Below are 19215 nucleotides of genomic sequence, written 5' to 3' on the forward strand. Positions count from 1 at the left end.
CCGGTGCTACGCCAACCTTGCTCCCGCCCCTCCTTTGCAGTATGGCGCACCGTCCGGCGAACCTGGGTTCGTGGAGGCATGGCGCGGAGGAGCACTCCAGCGCCCTTTTCGCATTTCGTGCGTCTTGGCCCTTCCCACCCCGGTTGCACGGATGCTGCGACGGCATGCGGCTGCCGCGGCAACGATGGCCAAGACCAGCGGAACCAACCGCTTGGCCGGAAACGAACTGACTAGGACGAACGATTTTATGGCCTCAACGGCAGCTCCCACGCGGGACGATTTCGCGGCGATGCTCGATGACATGTTCGGCGGCGCCGACAGCTTCGAGGGCCGCGTGGTGCTCGGCACCGTCACTGGCATCGAGAATGACCTCGCCGTCATCGACGTCGGTCTGAAGAGCGAAGGCCGCGTGCCGCTGCGCGAATTCGCGCCGGCGCCGGGCCAGAAGGCCGAGCTGAAGGTCGGCGACGAAGTCGAAGTGTACGTCGACCGCGTCGAGAACATGCATGGCGAAGCGATGCTGTCGCGCGACCGCGCACGCCGCGAAGCTGCATGGGACAAGCTGGAGACCGAATTCGCCAAGACCGCGCGCGTCGAGGGCGTGATCTTCGGCCGCGTGAAGGGTGGCTTCACCGTCGACCTGAACGGCGCCGTGGCCTTCCTGCCGGGCTCGCAGGTCGATATCCGTCCGGTGCGTGACGTCACGCCGCTGATGGACATCCCGCAGCCGTTCCAGATCCTGAAGATGGACCGCAAGCGCGGCAACATCGTCGTGTCGCGTCGCGCCGTTCTGGAAGAGACCCGCGCCGAGCAGCGTTCGGGCCTGATCCAGAGCCTGGCCGAGGGTCAGATCATCGAAGGCGTGGTGAAGAACATCACCGATTACGGCGCCTTCGTGGACCTGGGCGGCATCGACGGTCTGCTGCACGTCACCGACCTCTCCTACAAGCGCGTCCAGCACCCGTCGGAGATGATCAACATCGGCGACACGGTGAAGGTGCAGATCATCCGCATCAACAAGGACACGCAGCGCATCTCGCTGGGCATGAAGCAGCTCGAGAGCGATCCGTGGGATGGCGCATCGGTCAAGTATCCGGTCGGCGCGAAGCTGTCGGGCCGCGTCACGAACATCACCGAATATGGTGCGTTCGTCGAGCTGGAGCCGGGCATCGAAGGCCTGGTGCACGTCAGCGAAATGTCGTGGACCAAGAAGAACGTCCACCCGGGCAAGATCGTGTCGACCTCGCAGGAAGTCGACGTGGTGGTGCTCGAGGTCGATGCCGACAAGCGTCGCATCTCGCTGGGCCTGAAGCAGGCGCAGCAGAACCCGTGGGAGCGTTTCGCCGCCGAGCATCCGGTCGGTTCGACCGTCGAGGGCGAAGTCAAGAACTCGACCGAGTTCGGCCTGTTCATCGGCCTCGACAACGACGTCGACGGCATGGTCCACATGTCCGACATCGCCTGGGGCGTGTCGGGTGAGGACGCGCTCAACCTGCACCGCAAGGGTGAGACCGTTCAGGCGATCGTGCTCGACGTCGATCCGGAGAAGGAGCGCATCAGCCTCGGCATGAAGCAGCTGGAGCGTGGCGCACCGGTCGTGGGCGGTGCCACCGCTGGCGATCGCCTGTCGAAGAACCAGGTTGTCACCGTCACCGTTCTCGAAGTCCGCGACGCGGGCCTCGAGGTTCAGGCGGGCGACGATGGCGCGACCGGCTTCATCAAGCGCACCGATCTCGGCCGCGACCGCGACGAGCAGCGTCCGGAGCGTTTCCAGGTCGGCCAGAAGTTCGACGCGATGGTCACCGGCTTCGATCGTTCGAAGAAGCCGACCTTCTCGGTCAAGGCGATGCAGATCTCCGAGGAGAAGCAGGCTGTGGCGCAGTACGGCTCGTCCGACTCGGGTGCCTCGCTCGGCGACATCCTGGGCGAAGCGCTCAAGGCTCGTCAGAACAAGCAGTAATCCTGCATCCCAGGATTACCGAAAGGGGGGTCGGGTGGCACATGCCGCCCGGCCCCTTGTCGTTTCACGGGCGTAATAATTAAACTTTCGTTTCGGCCCTATTCTGATAAAGCTTTATCTGTATTAAGGTGAATCGAAGCCGGCGACGGCCACGGGCAGATCAAGGACGGGACAGATGATCCGATCGGAACTGGTGCAGCATCTGGCAGAGGCCAACCCGAGCCTCTCCCTGCGCGAGGTCGAGGCGATCGTCTCCACGTTCTTTGACGAGATCGTGCGCCGCCTGGCGGAGAACGGCCGGGTCGAGCTGCGCGGCTTCGGCGCCTTCTCGACGCGGGCCCGCGACGCGCGTACCGGGCGCAACCCGCGCACTGGCGAGGTGGTCGAAGTGACCGCCAAGCGCGTCCCATATTTCAAGCCTGGCAAGGAAATGCGCGTTCGCTTGAACGTGTAACGCTTGACGGCGGCGCTTCCCTGCCGCTTTTCGTCGGGCGTGATGCGCGGACGTGGCGGAACCGGTAGACGCCGGAGACTTAAAATCTTCTGCCCTCAGGGGCGTGCGGGTTCGAGTCCCGCCGTCCGCACCATCGCTCTCTCCCTGCTCCTGGCCACTACGGCCTGTGAGCGTCGGCCCGATGTCGGCGCGGTGATCGTCAGCGCTGCCGGCACCGCGCCGCGCCTGAGCCCGGTGATCCCGGCACCGGACGACCTCGCCGGGCTTCTGCTGGCCGATGCCGCAGCGCAGGGGCTGGTCCGGTTCGACGCCGCCGGGCAGATCGAACCCGGCATTGCCGAACGCTGGATCGTCACGGACGAGGGGCGCACCTACATCTTCCGCCTGCGCGAGATGACATGGACCAACGGGCGCCCGGTCCGCGCGGCAGAGATCGTCACCATCCTGCGCAGCCGGCTGCAGCAGCGCGCGCGCAACCCGCTCGCCGACTATCTCACCGCGGTCGATTCGGTGGTGGAGATGACGCCGCAGGTCATCCAGGTCGAATTGTCCCGCCCCCGCCCCGATCTGCTGAAGCTGTTCGCCCAGCCAGAGATGACCTTGGTCGACCCCGCCCGCGCGATCGGCAGCGGCCCGATGCGGATCGTGCGCCAGGCCGGCAATGTCACGCGCCTCACCCCGCGTCCGGACCCGAACCGCGCCGCCGACGAACAGCACGAGCCAGTGCCCGAGGACGACGTTCTGCTGGTGGCCGAGCGTCCTGCTGCGGGCATCGCCCGCTTCGCGGAGCGCAAATCCGATCTGTTCGCCGGCGGGCGACTGTCCGAATGGCCGCTGGTCGCCGCGGCCGGCGTGGCGCAGGTCAACATCCGCGTCGATCCGGCGGCCGGCGTCTTCGGGCTGGCCGTCAGCCGGCGGGAGGGTTTCCTGGCGCTGCCTGAGAATCGCGCCGCCATCGCCATGGCGATTGACCGCACCGCGCTTACCCGCAGCTTCAGCCAGGATTGGCGCCCGGCGGAGGACCTGCTGCCGGCCGCGCTCGATTCAGCCGCGCCGCCTGCCCACGGGGCCTGGCAGGCGGTTCGCCCGGCCGACCGGGTGGCCACCGCGCAGGCCCGCGTCAGCGCATGGCGCGAGGCGGGAAATCCCGTCCCGACGCTGCGCCTGGCCCTACCCGGCGGCTCGGGTGGCACGCTGCTGTGGGCGCGGCTGGCGGCGGATCTGTTCGCGATCGGGGTGCGCCCGGTCCGCGTGAGCGCCACTGACGACGCGGACCTGCGGCTGGTCGATCTGGTCGCCCCCTATGACAGCGCCCGCTGGTACGTGGACCAGGCCTGCCGGCCGTGTGACGAACGCGCCGCCGTCGCGATCGAGGCCGCGCGAGTCGCGCCAACGCTGGCGATCCGCGCGCGCGAGCTTGCCGCCGCGGACGAGGCGCTCGCCGCGGATGTCGCCTTCATCCCGCTCGCCCGGCCGTTCCGCTGGGCGCTGGTGGCGCAGCGGCTGCGCGCGTGGCAGCCCAACGACCGCGCGTGGCACCCGTTGAACCTGCTGCGCCGCGCCCCCAATTGATATCATCATGATCAAAGCCGATCCCAATTCGCCCATGGCGTTCGCCGCGACGCTGCCGCTCGGGCGCGATCCCGAGTCCGTCAGGCGCCGGATCGAGGCGATGGAGCGCCTGCTGGAGGGCGTGGTCGACGTCCCCGGCATGAACCGCAAGGTGGGGCTGGACTTCTTCCTCGGCCTCATCCCCGTGGTCGGCGATGCGGTGGCTGCGGCGCTCGGCGCGTGGATCGTATGGGAAGCGCGCAACCTCGGGATGAGCCGGCTTCAACTCGCGCGGATGGGCGCGCGCGTCGGCTTTGACACGTTGCTGGGCATCGTCCCGTTCGTCGGCGACGCCGCGGATTTCTTCTATCGTTCCAACACCCGCAATCTGAAGACGATCAGGCGCCACCTCGACCGCCATCACCCCTCGACGGTGACGGTCGAGCGCTGATCGAATTGGCGGGGCTTGCCGTCCCGCCGCTCAGCCGGCGCTCGCGCTCGCCGGGTCGTGCTGCACCCCACCGGTCATGGGCGCTGGCACGCCGGTTGTTCCGGGGAAGGAGATCGGCAGGTCGCGCAGCGTACGCACCGCCATATAGGCGAAGCCTTCCGCCTCCATCGCGTCGCCGTTCCACCCCAAGGCATCGACCGGCTCCGGCACCAGGCCGGTCCGCTCCGCGATCATCCGCAGCATCACCGGATTGTGCCGCCCGCCGCCCGCCACCAGCAGGCGAAGCGGCCGCTCGGGCAGGTGCGACAGCGCTTCCGTCACCGTCGCTGCGGTGAACGCCGTCAACGTGGCCGCACCATCGGCCGCCCCCAGCCCGCGCACCGGCTGCACGGTGAAATCGTTGCGATCGAGCGACTTGGGCGCCGGTTGCCCGAAGAACGGATGGTCCAGCATCGCGTTAAGGATCGCCTCGTCGACGCGCCCGCTCGCCGCCAGCGCGCCATCGGCGTCGAACCGCGCCCCCGTCTCCTGCTCGACCCAACTGTCGATCAGCCCGTTCGCGGGGCCGGTGTCGAATGCCACCAGCTCGCCGTCCGCGCCGATCCAGGTGATGTTGGCGACCCCGCCCAGGTTCAGCACCGCCAGCGGCCGCGGCAGTCCGGCAGTCAGCGCGGCGTGATAGATCGGCAGCAGCGGCGCGCCCTGCCCGCCCGCTGCCACGTCCGCGCTCCTTAGATCGGCGATCGTGACGATCCCGGTGGCATCCGCCAGTGCCTGTCCGTCGCCGATCTGCCACGTCCAGCCACGATCGGGGCGATGCGCCACGGTCTGCCCGTGAAAACCGATCACGTCGACATCGGCGGCGCTCAGCCCTGCGTCGCGCAGCAGCTTCTGCACCGCCAGCACGTGCGTCCGCGTGATCAGCTCCGCCGCCGCCACCATGTCGGGGTTGGCGCGTGGCCGGTCGAACGTCAGCGCCAACGCGGTCGCCGCGGCAAGCTGCGCGCGCGCCGTGTCCGAATAAGGCTCACCACGGAATGCGACCGCCCTCACCATCGCCTCGCCGTCCGTTTCGATCAGCGCCGCATCGATCCCGTCGAGCGACGTGCCGGACATCAGCCCGATCGCCAGCATCATCTTGTCCCCATCTTGCCTGCGCTGTCCCGCGATAAGGCCAGCCTTTCAACGCGCATAGCGGCGCAGATATGGCAAAATGGTGCATTGCACATTATGTGCGCCACCACTCATGGCAACGCGTCTTCCCTCACCGCCCCGCGTGGGCATGGTGTCGCTCGGCTGTCCCAAGAACCTGGTCGACAGCGAACGTATTCTCACCCAGCTGCGCGCAGACGGCTATCAGATGTCGCCCGACTATGCCGGCGCTGACGTCGTGCTCGTCAACACCTGCGGCTTTCTCGATTCGGCGAAGGAGGAGAGCCTGGAGGCGATCGGCGAAGCGATCGCGGAGAACGGCCGCGTCATCGTCACCGGTTGCATGGGCAAGGAAGCCGATGTCATCCGTGCCCGCTTCCCCAACGTCCTCGCGATCACCGGCGCGCATGAATATGAGCAGGTGGTGGAGGCGGTGCATGAGGCGGCGCCCGCGAACCTGTCGCCCTATATCGATCTCATCCCCGATGCCGGGCTGAAGCTGACCCCGCGTCACTACAGCTATCTTAAGATTTCGGAGGGCTGCAACCACCGCTGCTCCTTCTGCATCATCCCGTCATTGCGCGGCGACCTGGTCAGCCGGCGCCCCGACGCGATCCTGCGTGAGGCGGAGAAGCTGGTCGCGGCCGGCACGCGCGAGCTGCTGGTGATCAGCCAGGATACGTCGGCCTATGGCCTTGACCTGCGTCATGCCAGCTACCCGCTCAAGGGCGGGGGAGACGTGCGTGCGCACATGACCGATCTGGCGCGCGAACTGGGCCGCATCGCGCCCTGGGTCCGCCTGCACTATGTCTACCCCTACCCGCACGTGGATCAGGTCATCCCGCTGATGGCCGAGGGGCTGGTGCTCCCGTATCTCGACATTCCGTTCCAGCATGCCGCGCCCAACGTGCTGCGTGCGATGAAGCGCCCGGCGAACGATGCCAAGGTGCTCGCCCGGCTGCGCGGCTGGCGCGAGATCTGCCCCGATATCGCGATCCGCTCGACCTTCGTCGTCGGCTTCCCGGGCGAGACCGAGGCGGACTTCGAATATCTTCTCGAATGGCTCGACGAGGCGCAGCTCGACCGCGTCGGCGCCTTCCGCTTCGAACCCGTCGAGGGCGCCAGCGCCAACGCGCTGCCCAACCCGGTGCCAGAGGAGGTGAAGGAAGAACGCTACGCCCGCATCATGGCCAAGACGGCGGCGATCAGCGCGGCCAAGCTCCAGGCCAAGATCGGTCGCAGCTTCGACGTCATCATTGACGCCGTGGGCGATGAGGGCGCCACCGGCCGCTCCTATGCCGACGCGCCGGAAATCGACGGCGAAGTCCACCTGCGCGACGCCGGCCACCTCAACGAAGGCGACATCGTCCGCGTCACGATCGAGGACGCCGACGAACACGACCTGTTCGGCGTACCCGTCACCAACTGACAATCAGCCGGGCGGCCGCAGCAATGCGCCGCCCCGGCTCCCTCATGTTCGACGGCAAGCAACGCACGCGCACCGCTCTGCGCGGTGCCAACCTTCCTGTGTCCCCGCTCGAATGTTTTTGAACCTGATGGCGGAGCCGTGTGGCGAGCGGCTCGAACTTCCACTGTACGCTTACTTCTTAGGCGAGGGTGGCGGCGGGGGTGGCGGCGGCGGCGGCGGCGGTGCGGGCCGTGCCCAATCATTCTTCTTACGCGATTGATCGTCTGGTGGTCGTGCCATGACACAACGTATGAAGATGTCATGGATCAGTTCAAGAGCCTCGACGGGCTTAGAGAGTTCGACGACGACATCCTTAAGGAGGTTGTCAGGGAGGGCGAGCTGATGATGGCCGCACAGCTCAGCGTAGCCACAGCCTCGGATCAACGTGCACTCACTTGGGCCGGCTTTGTTCTTACGATCGCAATTGCGTCGATTGGCGGAAGCGCAAGTCTTGCGATCGACGGAAAACAACTACCGCTTGCAGCAATTTCCGGGGCGGGCGCCATTCTCATGGCCATCTCAGGATACTACGCCGTGCGGGCGGTTCGTCCACGCAAATACGGCATGCCTGGTAACCTTCCCCAGAACTGGCTACCCGAGCATTGGGAAAGCGGAAGAACACGAGACTTTAGGCAGGCACGAATAGAGCAGGCGCGCACTATAAACGGTCAAATCGTCAAGAACGCAGCTTTGGCCGAACGCAACGCCACCGATCTTAACCATTCAATTCATACCGCTGGGTGCGCGGTACTACTCGCTGGAGTTTATGTGATAGCCTATTTGACATATACTATCTTGAGATAATTCATATGAACGAATTATCATCAGATCGTTCCCACCTAAACTGATAGTAGGCTTGCATTCCGTCTGCAATTGAGCCCGCGCCATAGAGCTTAGTGAGATCCCAGTCTCGACTGGGGAAGTATTCGCAGCCACGCCTTGAACTTGTCTCGAATGAAGCTAGGCAATCCACTAGCGAGCGAAGCAGATCACCAACCTCATATACGTCGCGAGTGGTAGCGGAGGAGGGACTTGAACCCCCGACCCCAGGATTATGATTCCCGTGCTCTAACCAGCTGAGCTACTCCGCCGCGCCTTCGTGAAGGGGCAAGTACCGCTCGCGAGGCGCGGGCTATAGCAGGGGTTCGCGGGGCGTCAAGCGCTGAACATGTGCCGCGACAACAACTCCCACGGGCCGCCCCGATACCAATAGGCCGCCAGTCCCGTGATCTGTACCGCGCGCGGCCGGAACCCGCCCTGCAATTGCGCCAGCAGCGCGCGCGCAACCGCCGGCTCCACCTTGTTCTGCACCGTCACGTGGGGGCGCCATCCGGCCTGGTCCTGCGGCGTCAGGACGCCGGCAAAGCCATCCGCGAGCCGCGCACGGATTGCCCACAGCTCGTCGCTGGCGATCCGGTAGGCGACGCCGCGCCCGAGCGAGAATGGCGCTTCCACGCGTGCGGCCGGCGCGGGCACACCCCGTGTCTCCGCGATGAGCCGCTGCTTCACCTCTGCCGCCATGCTGGGCGGCAGATGGTGGAACATCGTCAGGTGCGCGGCGAGAACGTTACGCTCCGGCGGGAAGTGCGCCGCGCGCTGTTGATCGAACCATGCCTGGTCCGCTTTGCCGAACACGGCAGCGATGATGATCGGCGCCGCAAGCGGGCCCGGCGGCTGGATGGGCGCGGGCTCGCTCAAATCTCGATCTGGCTGCCCAGCTCGACCACGCGGTTGGTCGGCAGGCGGAAGAATTCCATCGCGCTTTCGGCGTTGCGCAGCATCCAGGCGAACAGCTTCTCCCGCCAGATCGCCATGCCCGGCCGGGCGGAGGGCAGCAGCGTCTGGCGCGACAGGAAGAAGCTGGTCTCCATCATGCGGAACTCGCCACCGCATTCGTCAAACGATTTGAGCGCCGCAGGGATGTCCGGCGATTCCATGAAGCCGTAGCGTAGGATCACGCGGTGGAACCCCTCGCCCAGCGCCTTGTGCTCGAACCGCCACTCTTCGGCGACATAGGGCATGTCGCTGACCTTCACCGTCAGCAGGATCACGCGCTCGTGCAGCACGCGATTGTGCTTGAGGTTGTGGAGCAATGCGTGCGGCACGCCCTCGGGGGTGGAGGTCATGAACACCGCCGTCCCCGGCACCCGCGTCGCGCTGCCCGCGGCGGAGCCGATGAACACCTTGATCGGCATCGCCCCCTCGCGCATCCGTTCCAGCATCAGCTTGCGGCCCGTGGCCCAGGTGGTCAGCAGCACGAAGACGATGATCGCCACCAGCAGCGGGAACCAGCCGCCGTCGGGCACCTTCGTGAGGTTGGATGAGAAATACAGCCCGTCGATGCACAGGAACACCGCGACGAACGGCACCACCGCCCACAAGGGCCAATGCCAGACGCGCTGGATCAGCACCGCGACCATGCAGGTGGAAATGAACATCGTCCCCGTCACCGCGATGCCATAGGCCGCCGCAAGGTTGGACGATTCGCGAAAGCCCAGGATCAGCAGCAGCACCATTGTCAGCAGCGCCCAGTTGATCGACGGGATGTAGATCTGCCCCGCGGCCGACGCGCTGGTATGTTCGATCCGGATGCGCGGCATCAGGCCCAATTGCACCGCCTGCTGCACCACCGAATAGGCGCCGGTGATCACCGCCTGGCTGGCGATGACGGTCGCCATGGTGGCCAGGATCACCAGCGGCAGGCGCCATTGCTCGGGCGCCATCAGGAAGAACGGGTTTTTCGCCGCCGTTGGGTCGCTCAGCATCAGCGCGCCCTGCCCCAGGTAATTGAGCATCAGCGCCGGGAACACGAACCACAGCCAGGCATAAGCGATCGGCTTGCGCCCGAAATGCCCCATATCGGCGTAGAGCGCCTCGGCGCCGGTCACCGCCAGCACGACCGAGCCGAGCGCCAGGAACGCCAGCATCCCGTCGGCCGCGGCGAAACGGAACGCCCAGCGCGGATCAAGCGCCAGCAGGATCTCCGGCTGCGCCACCACATGGTACAGGCCAAGTGCGCTAAGCGTGACGAAGTAGATCGTCATGATCGGCCCGAACAGCCGCCCCACCCGCGCGGTGCCGACCGATTGCAGGTAGAACAGCCCGATCAGGATCGTGACCGAAATCGGGATGACGAAGCTGTCGAACCGCTGCTCGACCGTCGCCAGTCCCTCCACCGCCGATAGCACCGAGATCGCCGGCGTGATCATGCAGTCGCCAAAGAACAGTGCGGTGGCGAGCACGCCCAGCACGACCAGCCCCGGCTCCCACCGTTTGCCCGCCCCGCTGCGCCGCTGGATCAGCGCCAGCAGCGCCAGGCTTCCGCCCTCGCCATTGTTGTCCGCGCGCAGGATGGTCATCACATATTTGCACGTGACGATCAGCACCAGCGACCAGAAGACGAGGCTCACCACGCCAAAGATATGCAGTTGGTCGACGGCGAGCGGATGGTGCCCGACGAACACCTCCTTCATCGCATACAGCGGGCTCGTCCCGATATCGCCATAGACGACACCGATCGCGCCCAGCGCCAGCTTGCGCAGCGAATCGCTGTGATGATGGCCATGCGCTTGGGGCACAGCTGCGCCGGCGGCCGGGCTCATCAAAGCGCCGCTGACGCCAGGTTCAAGGGGAAGAAAGCCACCGTCATCCTGTCAAAGCCTCGGCGCGCCTAGCACTTGTTCCCATCCGCGCAAGCGGGAACGTTACAAGAACATAGGAGTTGCTGCTCCTGAAAGGAAGAGTTTCATGAGCGACTCGAACCCAAAGAGCGAACCCTTTTCAAACGCGGAAAAGGATCCCGACGACTGGACGACCGGCGACGAGCCGATGACCGGCGCGCAGGCAAGTTACTTGAAGACGTTGAGCGAGGAAGCCGGCGAACCGTTCGAGGAACAACTTAGCAAGGCCGACGCCTCAAAGCGGATCGACGCGCTTCAGGAGAAAACAGGCCGCGGACGCTGAGGCGATTCGTCGCCGCGGGCTTGCGGATCAGCGGCCCGCCTGCTCCGTCGCGGCGATGAACTGGTCCAGCACCTTGAGCTGGTTGGCGATGGTGGTGCGGTAATCCATGCCTTCGGGCGACAGGCTCACCGCGCGCGCCAGCATCCGCCGCGCCGCCGGCAGGTCGCCGGCGCGGACATAAGCGATCCCGGCATAATAAGGCGGCGCCGGATGCTCGGGCGCCAGTTGAAACGCCCGCCCGAACGCCAGCTTCGCCGCCGGCGAGATCTGGTCGCCATCCAGGATCACGAGGGTGCTGCCCAGCTGGGTCCACAGGATGAAGCTGCGCGGCAACGCCCGCACCCCGCCCAGCACGACCTGCGCGGCGGCGCGCTTGTCGCCCGCGCGCAGCATCGCGTCCGACGCGACGATATAGGCGGTATCGGCGGTGTAGCGGCCCATCAGCCGCTCGCGCAGCATGATCGCCTCCGGCTCGATCGCCACCGCGTCGACTCGCGGCTTGGCCGGGGCCGCCGCCTGCCCCGGCCGTCCTTGCCAGGCATAGCCCGCCGCGCCCAGGAACAGCGCCGCTCCCGCGAACGACCACAGCAGCCGCGGCAGCCGAAGCACGACCAGCGCGGCAAAGACCAGCGCGCCGACCAGCGCCAGGCCGATGAAGCCGCTCACGGCTCCAGGCTCTTCGTCTCGTGCATCTTCCCGGCCAGTTCGGGCGGCATGTACTTTTCGTCATGCTTGGCGAGCAGGTTGGATGCGATAAACGATCCATCCGGGCGGAAACGCCCCTCCGCCACCACGCCCGATCCCTCGCGGAACAGGTTCGGCACGATCCCCGCGAACTGCACCGGTGTCGTCGCGCGGCCATCGCTGACCGTGAACAGGATCGTCACGCCGTCGGCCGCGCGCGCCACCGATCCCGCCGCCACCATGCCACCCAGCCGCACCGCGCGGTCGGAGGCGAGCACCTCCTGCGTCACGTCGGACGGCGCATAAAAAAACGCCGCCTGGTCACGCAGCCCCGACAGCGCGAGCAGCGCCGCCAGCGTGATCGCCAGCAGCGCGGCGCCCGCCAGCCATAGTCGCTGATGCTTCGCCTTCACTTGCCGCCCTTCTCCGCCTGGCGCATCGCGCGCCAGCTGACGAGCACGATCACCGCCGTCGCGGACAGCGCGACCGCATAAGCGGCAATGACATAGGGCCAGGCGATCATGCGCGTGCCTTCCGGCGCATCCGCGCCTCTGCCTTTGCCACCGCCAGCAACGTGCGCATCCGCATCAGCACCACCGCGCCGAACAGGAACGAAAACCCGAACAGCATGATCGGCAGCGGCCACAGGATCGACAGGTCGATCGTCGAATGGGTGAGGCCGATGCTCGGCCCCTGGTGCAGCGTGTTCCACCACACCACCGAATAACGGATGATCGGCAGCAGGACGGTCCCCGCCACGCCGAACAGCGCCGCGATCCGCCCGTCGCCGCCGCGCTCGCGGTCGGCCCGCGCCAGCGCGATATAGCCGAGATAGACGAAGAACAGCAGCAGCATCGACGTCAGCCGCCCGTCCCACTGCCAGTACGTGCCCCAGGTCGGCCGGCCCCAGATCGCGCCGGTCAGCAGGCAGATGGCGGCAAAGGCAGCACCCGGCAGGGCGATCGCGCGCGCCGCCACGTCAGCCAGCGGGTGGCGCCAGACGAGATAGGCGATGCTGGAAATCGCGATGCCGCTCCATCCGCCCATGCCCAGCCAGGCCGACGGCACATGGACGTACATGATGCGGACGGTCTCGCCCTGCAGGTAATCGGGCGGCGTCTGCGTCAGCCCCGCCCAACTGCCGACCGCGATCAGCACGAGACCCAGCCACCCCAGGACGGGGGTCAGCGGGCGGGCGATCTTCAGAAAGCGCGCAGGATTGGCGAGGGCGTGAAGGGCAGGCACGATGGGCTTCCCATATGGGGAAATTGGCGGCGCGTCATCTGCTTGAACGCATCGGCCCGGCGCGCTGATCGCCCCGGGGCCGGCCTGGCGGGCGTCGCGATACACGCCGGCGCCCGGAAAGCGGCGGAGGCAGCCAGGGCCGCCTCCACCCGTTACCTCAGGCGCGGCCGATCAGGCGGCGCGCAATACGGTCGGCGACGTCGGCGGCGGGATCGCCGCTGCTGTCGCTCTCGTCCCACACCTCAACCAGGCGATCCGGGATGCGGGCGATGCGCGCCTTCACCTCGGCCTCGTCACCCTGCCCCAGATATTCCAGGCCGACGTTGATGATGCCGCCAGCGTTGATGACGTAATCGGGCGCAAACAGCACGCCGCGCTCATGAAGGCGGCGGCCGTCCTCACGGGTGGCAAGCTGGTTGTTCGCACCACCGGCAACCACCTTCACCTTCAGCGCCGCGATCGATTCCTCAGTCAGCACCGCGCCCAGCGCATTGGGGCTGACGAGGTCGACGTCCGACGCCAGGATCGATTCGGCCGATACGGCCGTCGCGCCAAGCTCAGCCGCCAGCGCCGCAGCGCGATCGGCGTTCACATCGGCCAGCGTCAGCACCGCGCCATCGGCCGCCAGCAGGCGAGCGAGGCCGCCACCGACCGATCCGACACCTTGGATCGCGACGCGCACGCCCTTCATGTCGGTTGCGCCCAGCCCGCGCTTCGCTGCGGCCTTCACGCCCAGATATACGCCAAGCGCGGTGTACGGCCCGGGGTCGCCGCCCGCCGCACCGCTCGCCACTGGCAGGCCGGACACGTAGCGCGTTTCCTCGGAGATCACCTTCATCCGGGCTTCGGACATGCCGACGTCCTCGGCGGTCACATAGCGGCCACCCAGCGATTCGGTCGCGCGGCCGAACGCGCGCAGCTGCTCCTCGGTGATCGTCGCACCCGGCTTGTCGGCCAGCACCACGCCCTTGCCGCCACCCAGCGCAAGGCCGGCCATGGCGTTCTTGAAGCTCATGCCGCGCGACAGGCGCAGCGCGTCGGTGATCGCGGCAGCGTCGGTCGCATAATGCCAGAAGCGCACGCCGCCCGCGGCCGGGCCAAGCGCCGTCGAATGCACGGCAATGACCGCGCGCAGACCCGATGCCGGGTCAGTGAACAGATGGACGCCCTCATGGTCGTCGAAATCGGGGAAGCCCCACGCGGTCATTTCAACCCTCCGGTGGTCGTACGAATATTGTCGACCGGCGCAATAATGTTGCCACCGCCAAAAGGCGAGGATGAAATTGCAAGGAGGGGAAATGGGGCGATCGACGGGACTTGAACCCGCGACCCTCGGTACCACAAACCGATGCTCTAACCAACTGAGCTACGATCGCCGTCAGAATGCGCGCCCCTACGGCCGGGCGCTGGCGGCGTCAAGGGACTTGGCTCGCCCCAACCTCAAAACTCCCACTCGGCGGCGTCAGCGTGGTTCGTTCAGAACCTGCCCTCGATCGCCAGTTCCATGCCCGTGTCGGTCTGGACGAAGCCGGCCGCCTGCAACCGCAGCGCCGCCGCCGGATCGCTCGGTTGCAGCGTCAGTTCGGCACGGTACCGCCCGTCCGGCCACAGCCTGATGGTGCTTCCTTCATTCCCGGCCGCGCTGACCAGCGGCAGCATCAACGCCCCGCCGTCACAGCGCGCATTGCCCGTCAGCGTCGCCGGCACCGGCAATTCGCCGATGTTGCCGGCAAGGGTGGCGCGAACCCGTCCCTCGGCCGATTCGCACTGGTCGCCGCTGAACCGCACACTGACCTGCTCCAGATCCAGCACCGTCACCGGAACCGGGCGAAATGCCGTTCCCACCGGCAGCGTTGCCGTGATGTCGTCCAGGGCAAAGCTGTGCCGGCTGACCGCGATCGACCCGCTGAGCCGCGGCGCCGGCGGCACGGCGACACCATCCAGCACGACCTGCGCACGCCCCAGCAGCAACGGCAGCGGCGACACCCCGGCCGACAGGTCACCCAGCGCGATCTGCCCGAACCGTGCCTCGCGCAAATGGCCGGACCAGATGCTGCCGCTCACCGACCGCGCGGTCAGCCCCTGCTCCGCCAGCCCGAACCAGCCAAGCGCCAGCCGCAGCGGCAGGAACACGATCAACGCCACCACGAACATGGCGAGGAACAGCGCGTTGGGTCCTGTCTTCAGCCGGATACGCCTCATGCCTCGCGCCCCCTCAGCGTCATCGTCGCCGATACCGTGCCGTCGCCATTGCCGGTGATCGTGGTCGCATCGACCAGCAGCCCGTCCGCTTCCAGCGTGGCGATCCAGCCTAGCAGCGCGCCGGGCTTCGCGGTGGCGATGGCGATGCGAACGGCATTGCCGTCCGGCTCCAGCGTGGTCAGCGTAAAGCCTGCCTCGTCGGCGCGCGTGCGGATCGCATCGGGCAGCGGGCCTTCGATCGGGCTGGGCCGCGCGCGCTGAATCGCCTTCACCTGCGCCACCTCGCGCTGAACCTCGCCCAGCCGAACGACGGCAGTCGCATATCGCTCGCGGCTGGATGCCAGGCCGTCGCGCACCGGGCGGATCACGCCGGCCCACAGGATCGTCACCACCAGCAGCGCCAGCATGACCAGGATCAACCGCCGCTCGCGCAGCGACCGCCCCTGATACCAGCTCATCAGATTGCTCATCGCAGGGCCCTCATGGCAGCGCCACCGTCACATCGCCGCGCAGGCGCTGGCCGTTCGACTCGAACGTGCTCGCGGTCACGACGAACCCGGCCTCGCGCAGCCGGGCAACGATCTGGTTGGCCTGCGCCTCCCCTTCCGCCGCGACGGTCGCGCGCAAGGTACCGTTGGGCTCGAAGGTTAGCGCCACCAATTCGGTGCCCGCGACGCCGCGCACCGCGCTCGACAGCGCCGCCGCGGTCGCGGTGAAGCCGGCGCCGGGTCCGCGCAGCCGCGCCAGCCGTTCCGCCAGCAATCGATCCGCATCGCCCTGATCCGCGCCGCGCGGCAATCCGTCACGCGCGATCGCCTCGGCCCGCGCGTCGGCGGCGTCGGCAGCGGCGGAATATTTGGCGATCCGAACCACGTCGATCGCCAGCGTGGCCAGCAGGATCAACCCGCCCAGCACCGCCAGCCGACGCACCAGCCGCCAGTCGATCGCCCGCCGCCGACGCTTCGCAAACGGCCCCTGCCGCAGGTCCAGCTCGGGCCGGCTGACCGCCGACACGATGGCGGCATCCAGTGCATCGCGTCCCAACGATTCGGGCGAATCGTCGCCAGTGATCAGCGCGGTCAGCCGCGCTTCATCGGCAAAGCCGCTCGACGGGCCACGCACCACAGATTGGGGGCCGAATTGTGCCCGAACATATCCGCTATCGGGCCGCGGCAGCAGCATCGGTGCCGGAATAACGGCCGACGGATCGATGCCGATTCCGGCCAGCGCGTCGAGCCACGCGCGCATCCGCTCGGCCGCCACCACGCCGATCGGGCGCTCGCGCGGGTCGGTCTCGCCGCCCCCCGCTTCGGCCGCCCCCACCGCCACATGAAGCCGCTCGATCGGCGACGCACTCGCATCGCTGACCAGAATGCGCGCCGCGGCGGCGGCCTGCGCGGCGGAGCGCGCCGGGATATCCGCCCAGTGAAGCGTCACCGCATCGGCCGGCGCCACCGCGATCACCGTCCCCGCGTCTCCCTCGGGCAGCCCCTCACCGCGATCGACGATCGCATCCCGGTCGATCCGAAGCCACTGCCACGGATCATCGGCGCCGGGCGGCAGGAAAAGCAGCGTGGCCGTCATGACAATTCCCCCCATTGCCGCGAAACAAGCCGTGCCGGCAGCCGCGTCGCGTCGATCAACGCCCGCTCCTGCAATTCGCTGTTCGCGACCGTCACGTCGACCCGCAGGTCGAACCATTTCGTCTTCACATCGGCCTGCTGCTGCGCCGCCGGATCGGGCGTAATCCCCTGTTCGGACAAGGGCTTCCAGAAATCGGCTATCTCGCCATAGCCAGCCGCCGGACGGCGCAGCAGCAACGCGCGCGCCTGATCGACGCCCAGCGTGTCCGGCAACAGCATGGCGATCAAGGGCGCCTGCTCCGGCGTCAGCGTGTTCACGTTCAGCCGCGATCGTTCGGCGGTGGGCAGCGTGCACAGCCACGGGCGCAGCTTGGCATAGGCCTCCGCCGTCACGCCGGCCACCGCACGCAACTCGCTGGGGTCGACCATCAGCGTGCCGCCGGTCCGGTACGGCGTCGCCAGCCCACCATAAGCGCTATCCTCCGCCCCCGCGCCAAGCGGCTGGTCATCGCTGTCGATCCAGTCCGCTGCGGCGGCGGCAATTCCGTCGCCGCCCGGCACGTTGAGCAGCCGGGCAAGCCGCGCGAACTGAGTCACCGCGGTCGGATCGGCGACATAAACGCCATCAAGATCGGTCACCAGGCTGTTGAGGTTGAAGCAGTTTCCCCCGTCGGTCACGCGCGCGGTGGCAACCCCGCCCGGCAGCGGGATCGTATAGGGTCGGTCGCTCCAGCCGCCTGCCAACGTGATCCGGCCGGGCTCGCGTTGCAGCATGTCGGTGATCCGCCCCGTGGCCAGCGCCTCTGCGGCAAAGGCCAGCGCGCGCGCCTGATCCAGTGCGACCGCGTTGGCGGTCAGCCGTGTCGACAGCCGCAATCGCTCCAGCGCGGTCGCCGCCATCACCGCGATGATCGCCACCAGCAGCAGGACGGTAAGCAGCGCGGCACCGCGCTCCCCCTCACGTTTGCGGCGCATCGGGTTGCTCACGCGGCCGCGGCGGCGCACCGCTCCCAACCAGGAACATCTGGCGAAACACCGTGCCGTCATCACGCTGGATCGCCAGCTCGAACGCCTGGGGCAGCGGCGCACCCGGCACGCCATCCCAGCGGTCGTTCCAGGCGCCAGCGACCCGATAACGCATCCGCACGCCCCGGACGCCGGTGATCGTCGTCGCTGCCGGCAGCGCCGGCGCGCCGTCCACCATCGGCCATGCGATCCGCTCCAGCGCGTCGCCTGCCAGCCGATAGCTGACCTTCTGCAGCGTCGATCGTGGTTGCGCGTCGATATTGCTCCAGCCGGCACGCACCAGGGTCACGCTATTCTCGTTGCCAACAAAGGCGGGAAAGCGCGTGCCCCGCTCGTCACGTGCCGGCCGGTCGATCGCCTGCGCCAGATCGGCCCCCATCAATGACGACAGGCGCGCCAGCGCCCCGACATCGTCCAGCCGCTCGACCGTCGCACCCTGCGCACGCACGCTGAACGCCAGCAGCCCGACCCCGGCGGAGGCGATCATGCCAAAGATCATCAGCGCCACCATCACCTCGACCAGGGTGAAGCCGTTGGCGCGGCGCCGGGCGGGCCGGGCGGTCACGATATCTGAACCTCGAGCTGCGGCGGCCGGATCATGGTCAATCGACCCAGCGGCCGCCCCTGCGCATCCGCCACCGCGACGTCGATCCTCAGGATACGCGCGTCGCCGGTCGGGCGAACATCGCGCACCCAGCGCCATGCCCGCCCGCCATTTTGCTCCACCCCCGCCGCCCGGCCGAGCGCCGGCGCGCGCGCCGACGTCACCGCATCGATTGCGACATTACGCGCCACCATCTGGGCGACCACCGTATCGCCGAGCAGTGCGGTGGAGCGGATCGTCGCGCCTTCCAGCCGGATCAGCGCCAGCGCAGCCAGGCTGAACACCGCCAGCGCGACCATCACCTCGATCAGCGTGAATCCGGCGCTGCCGCCGCCTCGCGGAGCAGGTTCAGCCATCGACCCGCGCGCCTCCGTCCGACCCCAGCGTCACCGTCACGCGGGTCCGCTCACGCCGCAACGGCACCACCAGTGCGCGGTCGGCCATGCCGGTCGGATCAAATGTCACCCGCGTCCGCTCGGCCACCAGCGCCTCGGTCCCCTCCCCCCATTGCGATACGCGCAGCGGCTTGTCCGCCAATGCCATCCATTGGCCACCGCGCCGCTCGTCAAAGCCGTAGCCGCTGCGATCCACCCAGACGCTGACCGGCCGCCCGCCAATGACGGCGGCATCATGCGCGGCACGCACGCGCGTCGCAAAGCGCGCGCCCTCATCGATCAGGCGGCCGCGCGGGTCGGGCATCGCCAGCACGGCAATGGCGGAGGCAAGGCCGATGATGGTGATGACGATCATCAGTTCGACCAGCGTGAACCCGCGCGACCCCGCATCGCGCCGCCACGCCGGACCGGGGCGCTCGCGGGTCCAGTATCGGGACCGGGCTGATCGCATCATCGGGCCTCGCCGCTCTGGCCAGC

Annotated in this window: 21 protein-coding genes and 3 tRNA genes; 8 read left to right on the plus strand and 16 right to left on the minus strand. The window is 67.7% G+C overall.

Annotated features, from left to right (window positions below; all coding sequences use genetic code 11):
- The first annotated feature begins 247 nt into the window (after nt 1-247).
- The 5 genes from rpsA (at nt 248) to XM50_RS18385 (ending at nt 4416) form a co-directional block, all read left to right on the plus strand.
- Complete coding sequence (rpsA, locus tag XM50_RS18365; protein WP_046411993.1) at nt 248-1960, plus strand: 30S ribosomal protein S1; 1713 nt, start codon at nt 248-250, stop codon at nt 1958-1960.
- 175 nt (nt 1961-2135) lie between these two features.
- Nucleotides 2136-2414 carry an integration host factor subunit beta gene (locus XM50_RS18370; protein WP_046411477.1) on the plus strand — a complete coding sequence of 93 codons (279 nt, stop codon included), beginning with the start codon at nt 2136-2138 and terminating at the stop codon, nt 2412-2414.
- Between the two features lie 46 nt (nt 2415-2460).
- Nucleotides 2461-2547 (plus strand) — tRNA-Leu (locus XM50_RS18375).
- 59 nt (nt 2548-2606) lie between these two features.
- Nucleotides 2607-3986, plus strand: a complete 1380-nt coding sequence (locus XM50_RS18380) for an ABC transporter substrate-binding protein (RefSeq protein ID WP_231622023.1) — start codon at nt 2607-2609, stop codon at nt 3984-3986.
- A gap of 7 nt (nt 3987-3993) precedes the next feature.
- Nucleotides 3994-4416 carry a DUF4112 domain-containing protein gene (locus XM50_RS18385; protein ID WP_046411478.1) on the plus strand — a complete coding sequence of 141 codons (423 nt, stop codon included), beginning with the start codon at nt 3994-3996 and terminating at the stop codon, nt 4414-4416.
- A gap of 30 nt (nt 4417-4446) precedes the next feature.
- Here the strand turns inward: XM50_RS18385 and XM50_RS18390 are convergent, their stop codons facing one another.
- Nucleotides 4447-5550, minus strand: a complete 1104-nt coding sequence (locus XM50_RS18390) for an anhydro-N-acetylmuramic acid kinase (protein ID WP_046411997.1) — start codon at nt 5548-5550, stop codon at nt 4447-4449.
- A 112-nt stretch (nt 5551-5662) separates the two neighbouring features.
- Here XM50_RS18390 and rimO point away from each other — a divergent pair, with 112 nt between their 5' ends.
- Together rimO and XM50_RS18400 are read left to right on the plus strand one after the other, a co-directional pair.
- The gene (gene rimO / locus XM50_RS18395) at nt 5663-6997 is read left to right on the plus strand and encodes a 30S ribosomal protein S12 methylthiotransferase RimO (RefSeq protein WP_046411480.1); all 1335 of its coding nucleotides are present in this window, start codon (nt 5663-5665) and stop codon (nt 6995-6997) included.
- 300 nt (nt 6998-7297) lie between these two features.
- Entirely contained in the window at nt 7298-7840 is a 543-nt protein-coding gene (locus tag XM50_RS18400) for a hypothetical protein (RefSeq protein ID WP_046411482.1), read from the plus strand.
- A gap of 210 nt (nt 7841-8050) precedes the next feature.
- On the opposite strand, the gene XM50_RS18405 is transcribed toward XM50_RS18400, so the two are convergent.
- The 3 genes from XM50_RS18405 to XM50_RS18415 all read right to left on the minus strand — a co-directional run bounded on the left by XM50_RS18405 (nt 8051) and on the right by XM50_RS18415 (nt 10638).
- Nucleotides 8051-8127 (minus strand) — tRNA-Met (locus XM50_RS18405).
- Nucleotides 8128-8191: 64 nt separating this feature from the next.
- A complete protein-coding gene (locus XM50_RS18410) occupies nt 8192-8734 on the minus strand; it encodes a 2'-5' RNA ligase family protein (protein WP_082103207.1) in 543 nt (180 codons plus the stop codon).
- Entirely contained in the window at nt 8731-10638 is a 1908-nt protein-coding gene (locus XM50_RS18415; protein WP_046411484.1) for a potassium transporter Kup, read from the minus strand. The genes XM50_RS18410 and XM50_RS18415 overlap by 4 nt, the downstream gene beginning before the upstream one ends.
- A gap of 145 nt (nt 10639-10783) precedes the next feature.
- Here XM50_RS18415 and XM50_RS18420 point away from each other — a divergent pair, with 145 nt between their 5' ends.
- Nucleotides 10784-10999, plus strand: coding sequence for a DUF3072 domain-containing protein (locus XM50_RS18420; protein ID WP_046411486.1), 216 nt, complete (start codon nt 10784-10786; stop codon nt 10997-10999).
- 27 nt (nt 11000-11026) lie between these two features.
- Here the strand turns inward: XM50_RS18420 and XM50_RS18425 are convergent, their stop codons facing one another.
- The 12 genes from XM50_RS18425 to XM50_RS18480 all read right to left on the minus strand — a co-directional run bounded on the left by XM50_RS18425 (nt 11027) and on the right by XM50_RS18480 (nt 19192).
- Nucleotides 11027-11665: a tetratricopeptide repeat protein gene (locus XM50_RS18425; RefSeq protein ID WP_046411488.1), complete on the minus strand. Its 639-nt coding sequence runs from the start codon at nt 11663-11665 to the stop codon at nt 11027-11029.
- A complete protein-coding gene (gene ccmE, locus XM50_RS18430; RefSeq protein ID WP_046411489.1) occupies nt 11662-12096 on the minus strand; it encodes a cytochrome c maturation protein CcmE in 435 nt (144 codons plus the stop codon). The genes XM50_RS18425 and ccmE overlap by 4 nt, the downstream gene beginning before the upstream one ends.
- 106 nt (nt 12097-12202) lie before the next feature.
- The gene (gene ccmC, locus XM50_RS18435; RefSeq protein WP_046412001.1) at nt 12203-12928 is read right to left on the minus strand and encodes a heme ABC transporter permease CcmC; all 726 of its coding nucleotides are present in this window, start codon (nt 12926-12928) and stop codon (nt 12203-12205) included.
- 157 nt (nt 12929-13085) lie between these two features.
- Entirely contained in the window at nt 13086-14135 is a 1050-nt protein-coding gene (locus XM50_RS18440; protein ID WP_046411491.1) for a Glu/Leu/Phe/Val dehydrogenase family protein, read from the minus strand.
- A 92-nt stretch (nt 14136-14227) separates the two neighbouring features.
- Nucleotides 14228-14304 (minus strand) — tRNA-His (locus tag XM50_RS18445).
- Nucleotides 14305-14404: 100 nt separating this feature from the next.
- Nucleotides 14405-15130 carry a type II secretion system protein N gene (locus tag XM50_RS18450; RefSeq protein WP_046411492.1) on the minus strand — a complete coding sequence of 242 codons (726 nt, stop codon included), beginning with the start codon at nt 15128-15130 and terminating at the stop codon, nt 14405-14407.
- Nucleotides 15127-15600, minus strand: a complete 474-nt coding sequence (gene gspM, locus XM50_RS18455; protein WP_046411494.1) for a type II secretion system protein GspM — start codon at nt 15598-15600, stop codon at nt 15127-15129. The genes XM50_RS18450 and gspM overlap by 4 nt, the downstream gene beginning before the upstream one ends.
- Before the next feature lie 10 nt (nt 15601-15610).
- On the minus strand, nt 15611-16714 hold the full coding sequence (gene gspL, locus XM50_RS18460; protein WP_046411496.1) for a type II secretion system protein GspL: 1104 nt from the start codon (nt 16712-16714) through the stop codon (nt 15611-15613).
- On the minus strand, nt 16711-17688 hold the full coding sequence (gspK, locus tag XM50_RS18465; RefSeq protein WP_046412003.1) for a type II secretion system minor pseudopilin GspK: 978 nt from the start codon (nt 17686-17688) through the stop codon (nt 16711-16713). Before gspK ends, gspL begins: the two co-directional genes overlap by 4 nt.
- Nucleotides 17672-18304 carry a type II secretion system minor pseudopilin GspJ gene (gene gspJ, locus XM50_RS18470; RefSeq protein WP_082103209.1) on the minus strand — a complete coding sequence of 211 codons (633 nt, stop codon included), beginning with the start codon at nt 18302-18304 and terminating at the stop codon, nt 17672-17674. The genes gspK and gspJ overlap by 17 nt, the downstream gene beginning before the upstream one ends.
- Nucleotides 18301-18699, minus strand: a complete 399-nt coding sequence (gspI, locus tag XM50_RS18475) for a type II secretion system minor pseudopilin GspI (RefSeq protein WP_046411498.1) — start codon at nt 18697-18699, stop codon at nt 18301-18303. Before gspI ends, gspJ begins: the two co-directional genes overlap by 4 nt.
- The gene (locus XM50_RS18480; RefSeq protein ID WP_314470073.1) at nt 18692-19192 is read right to left on the minus strand and encodes a GspH/FimT family pseudopilin; all 501 of its coding nucleotides are present in this window, start codon (nt 19190-19192) and stop codon (nt 18692-18694) included. Before XM50_RS18480 ends, gspI begins: the two co-directional genes overlap by 8 nt.
- Between the last annotated feature and the right edge of the window lie 23 nt (nt 19193-19215).

Origin of the sequence: Sphingomonas sp. Ag1, from assembly GCF_000980895.1 — a bacterium.
In the GTDB taxonomy this organism is placed as follows: domain Bacteria; phylum Pseudomonadota; class Alphaproteobacteria; order Sphingomonadales; family Sphingomonadaceae; genus Sphingomonas; species Sphingomonas panaciterrae.

What these genes read in the sequence shown, in the direction of transcription:
- rpsA (WP_046411993.1), top strand. Translation starts at nt 248, where the DNA reads ATGGCCTCAACGGCAGCTCCCACGCGGGACGATTTCGCGGCGATGCTC.
- XM50_RS18385 (WP_046411478.1), top strand. Translation starts at nt 3,994, where the DNA reads ATGATCAAAGCCGATCCCAATTCGCCCATGGCGTTCGCCGCGACGCTG.
- XM50_RS18420 (WP_046411486.1), top strand. Translation starts at nt 10,784, where the DNA reads ATGAGCGACTCGAACCCAAAGAGCGAACCCTTTTCAAACGCGGAAAAG.
- rimO (WP_046411480.1), top strand. Translation starts at nt 5,663, where the DNA reads ATGGCAACGCGTCTTCCCTCACCGCCCCGCGTGGGCATGGTGTCGCTC.
- gspM (WP_046411494.1), bottom strand. Translation starts at nt 15,600, where the DNA reads ATGAGCAATCTGATGAGCTGGTATCAGGGGCGGTCGCTGCGCGAGCGG.
- XM50_RS18390 (WP_046411997.1), bottom strand. Translation starts at nt 5,550, where the DNA reads ATGCTGGCGATCGGGCTGATGTCCGGCACGTCGCTCGACGGGATCGAT.
- XM50_RS18480 (WP_314470073.1), bottom strand. Translation starts at nt 19,192, where the DNA reads ATGATGCGATCAGCCCGGTCCCGATACTGGACCCGCGAGCGCCCCGGT.
- XM50_RS18400 (WP_046411482.1), top strand. Translation starts at nt 7,298, where the DNA reads ATGGATCAGTTCAAGAGCCTCGACGGGCTTAGAGAGTTCGACGACGAC.
- XM50_RS18370 (WP_046411477.1), top strand. Translation starts at nt 2,136, where the DNA reads ATGATCCGATCGGAACTGGTGCAGCATCTGGCAGAGGCCAACCCGAGC.
- XM50_RS18440 (WP_046411491.1), bottom strand. Translation starts at nt 14,135, where the DNA reads ATGACCGCGTGGGGCTTCCCCGATTTCGACGACCATGAGGGCGTCCAT.
- gspI (WP_046411498.1), bottom strand. Translation starts at nt 18,699, where the DNA reads ATGGCTGAACCTGCTCCGCGAGGCGGCGGCAGCGCCGGATTCACGCTG.
- XM50_RS18450 (WP_046411492.1), bottom strand. Translation starts at nt 15,130, where the DNA reads ATGAGGCGTATCCGGCTGAAGACAGGACCCAACGCGCTGTTCCTCGCC.
- XM50_RS18415 (WP_046411484.1), bottom strand. Translation starts at nt 10,638, where the DNA reads ATGAGCCCGGCCGCCGGCGCAGCTGTGCCCCAAGCGCATGGCCATCAT.
- gspL (WP_046411496.1), bottom strand. Translation starts at nt 16,714, where the DNA reads ATGACGGCCACGCTGCTTTTCCTGCCGCCCGGCGCCGATGATCCGTGG.
- gspK (WP_046412003.1), bottom strand. Translation starts at nt 17,688, where the DNA reads ATGCGCCGCAAACGTGAGGGGGAGCGCGGTGCCGCGCTGCTTACCGTC.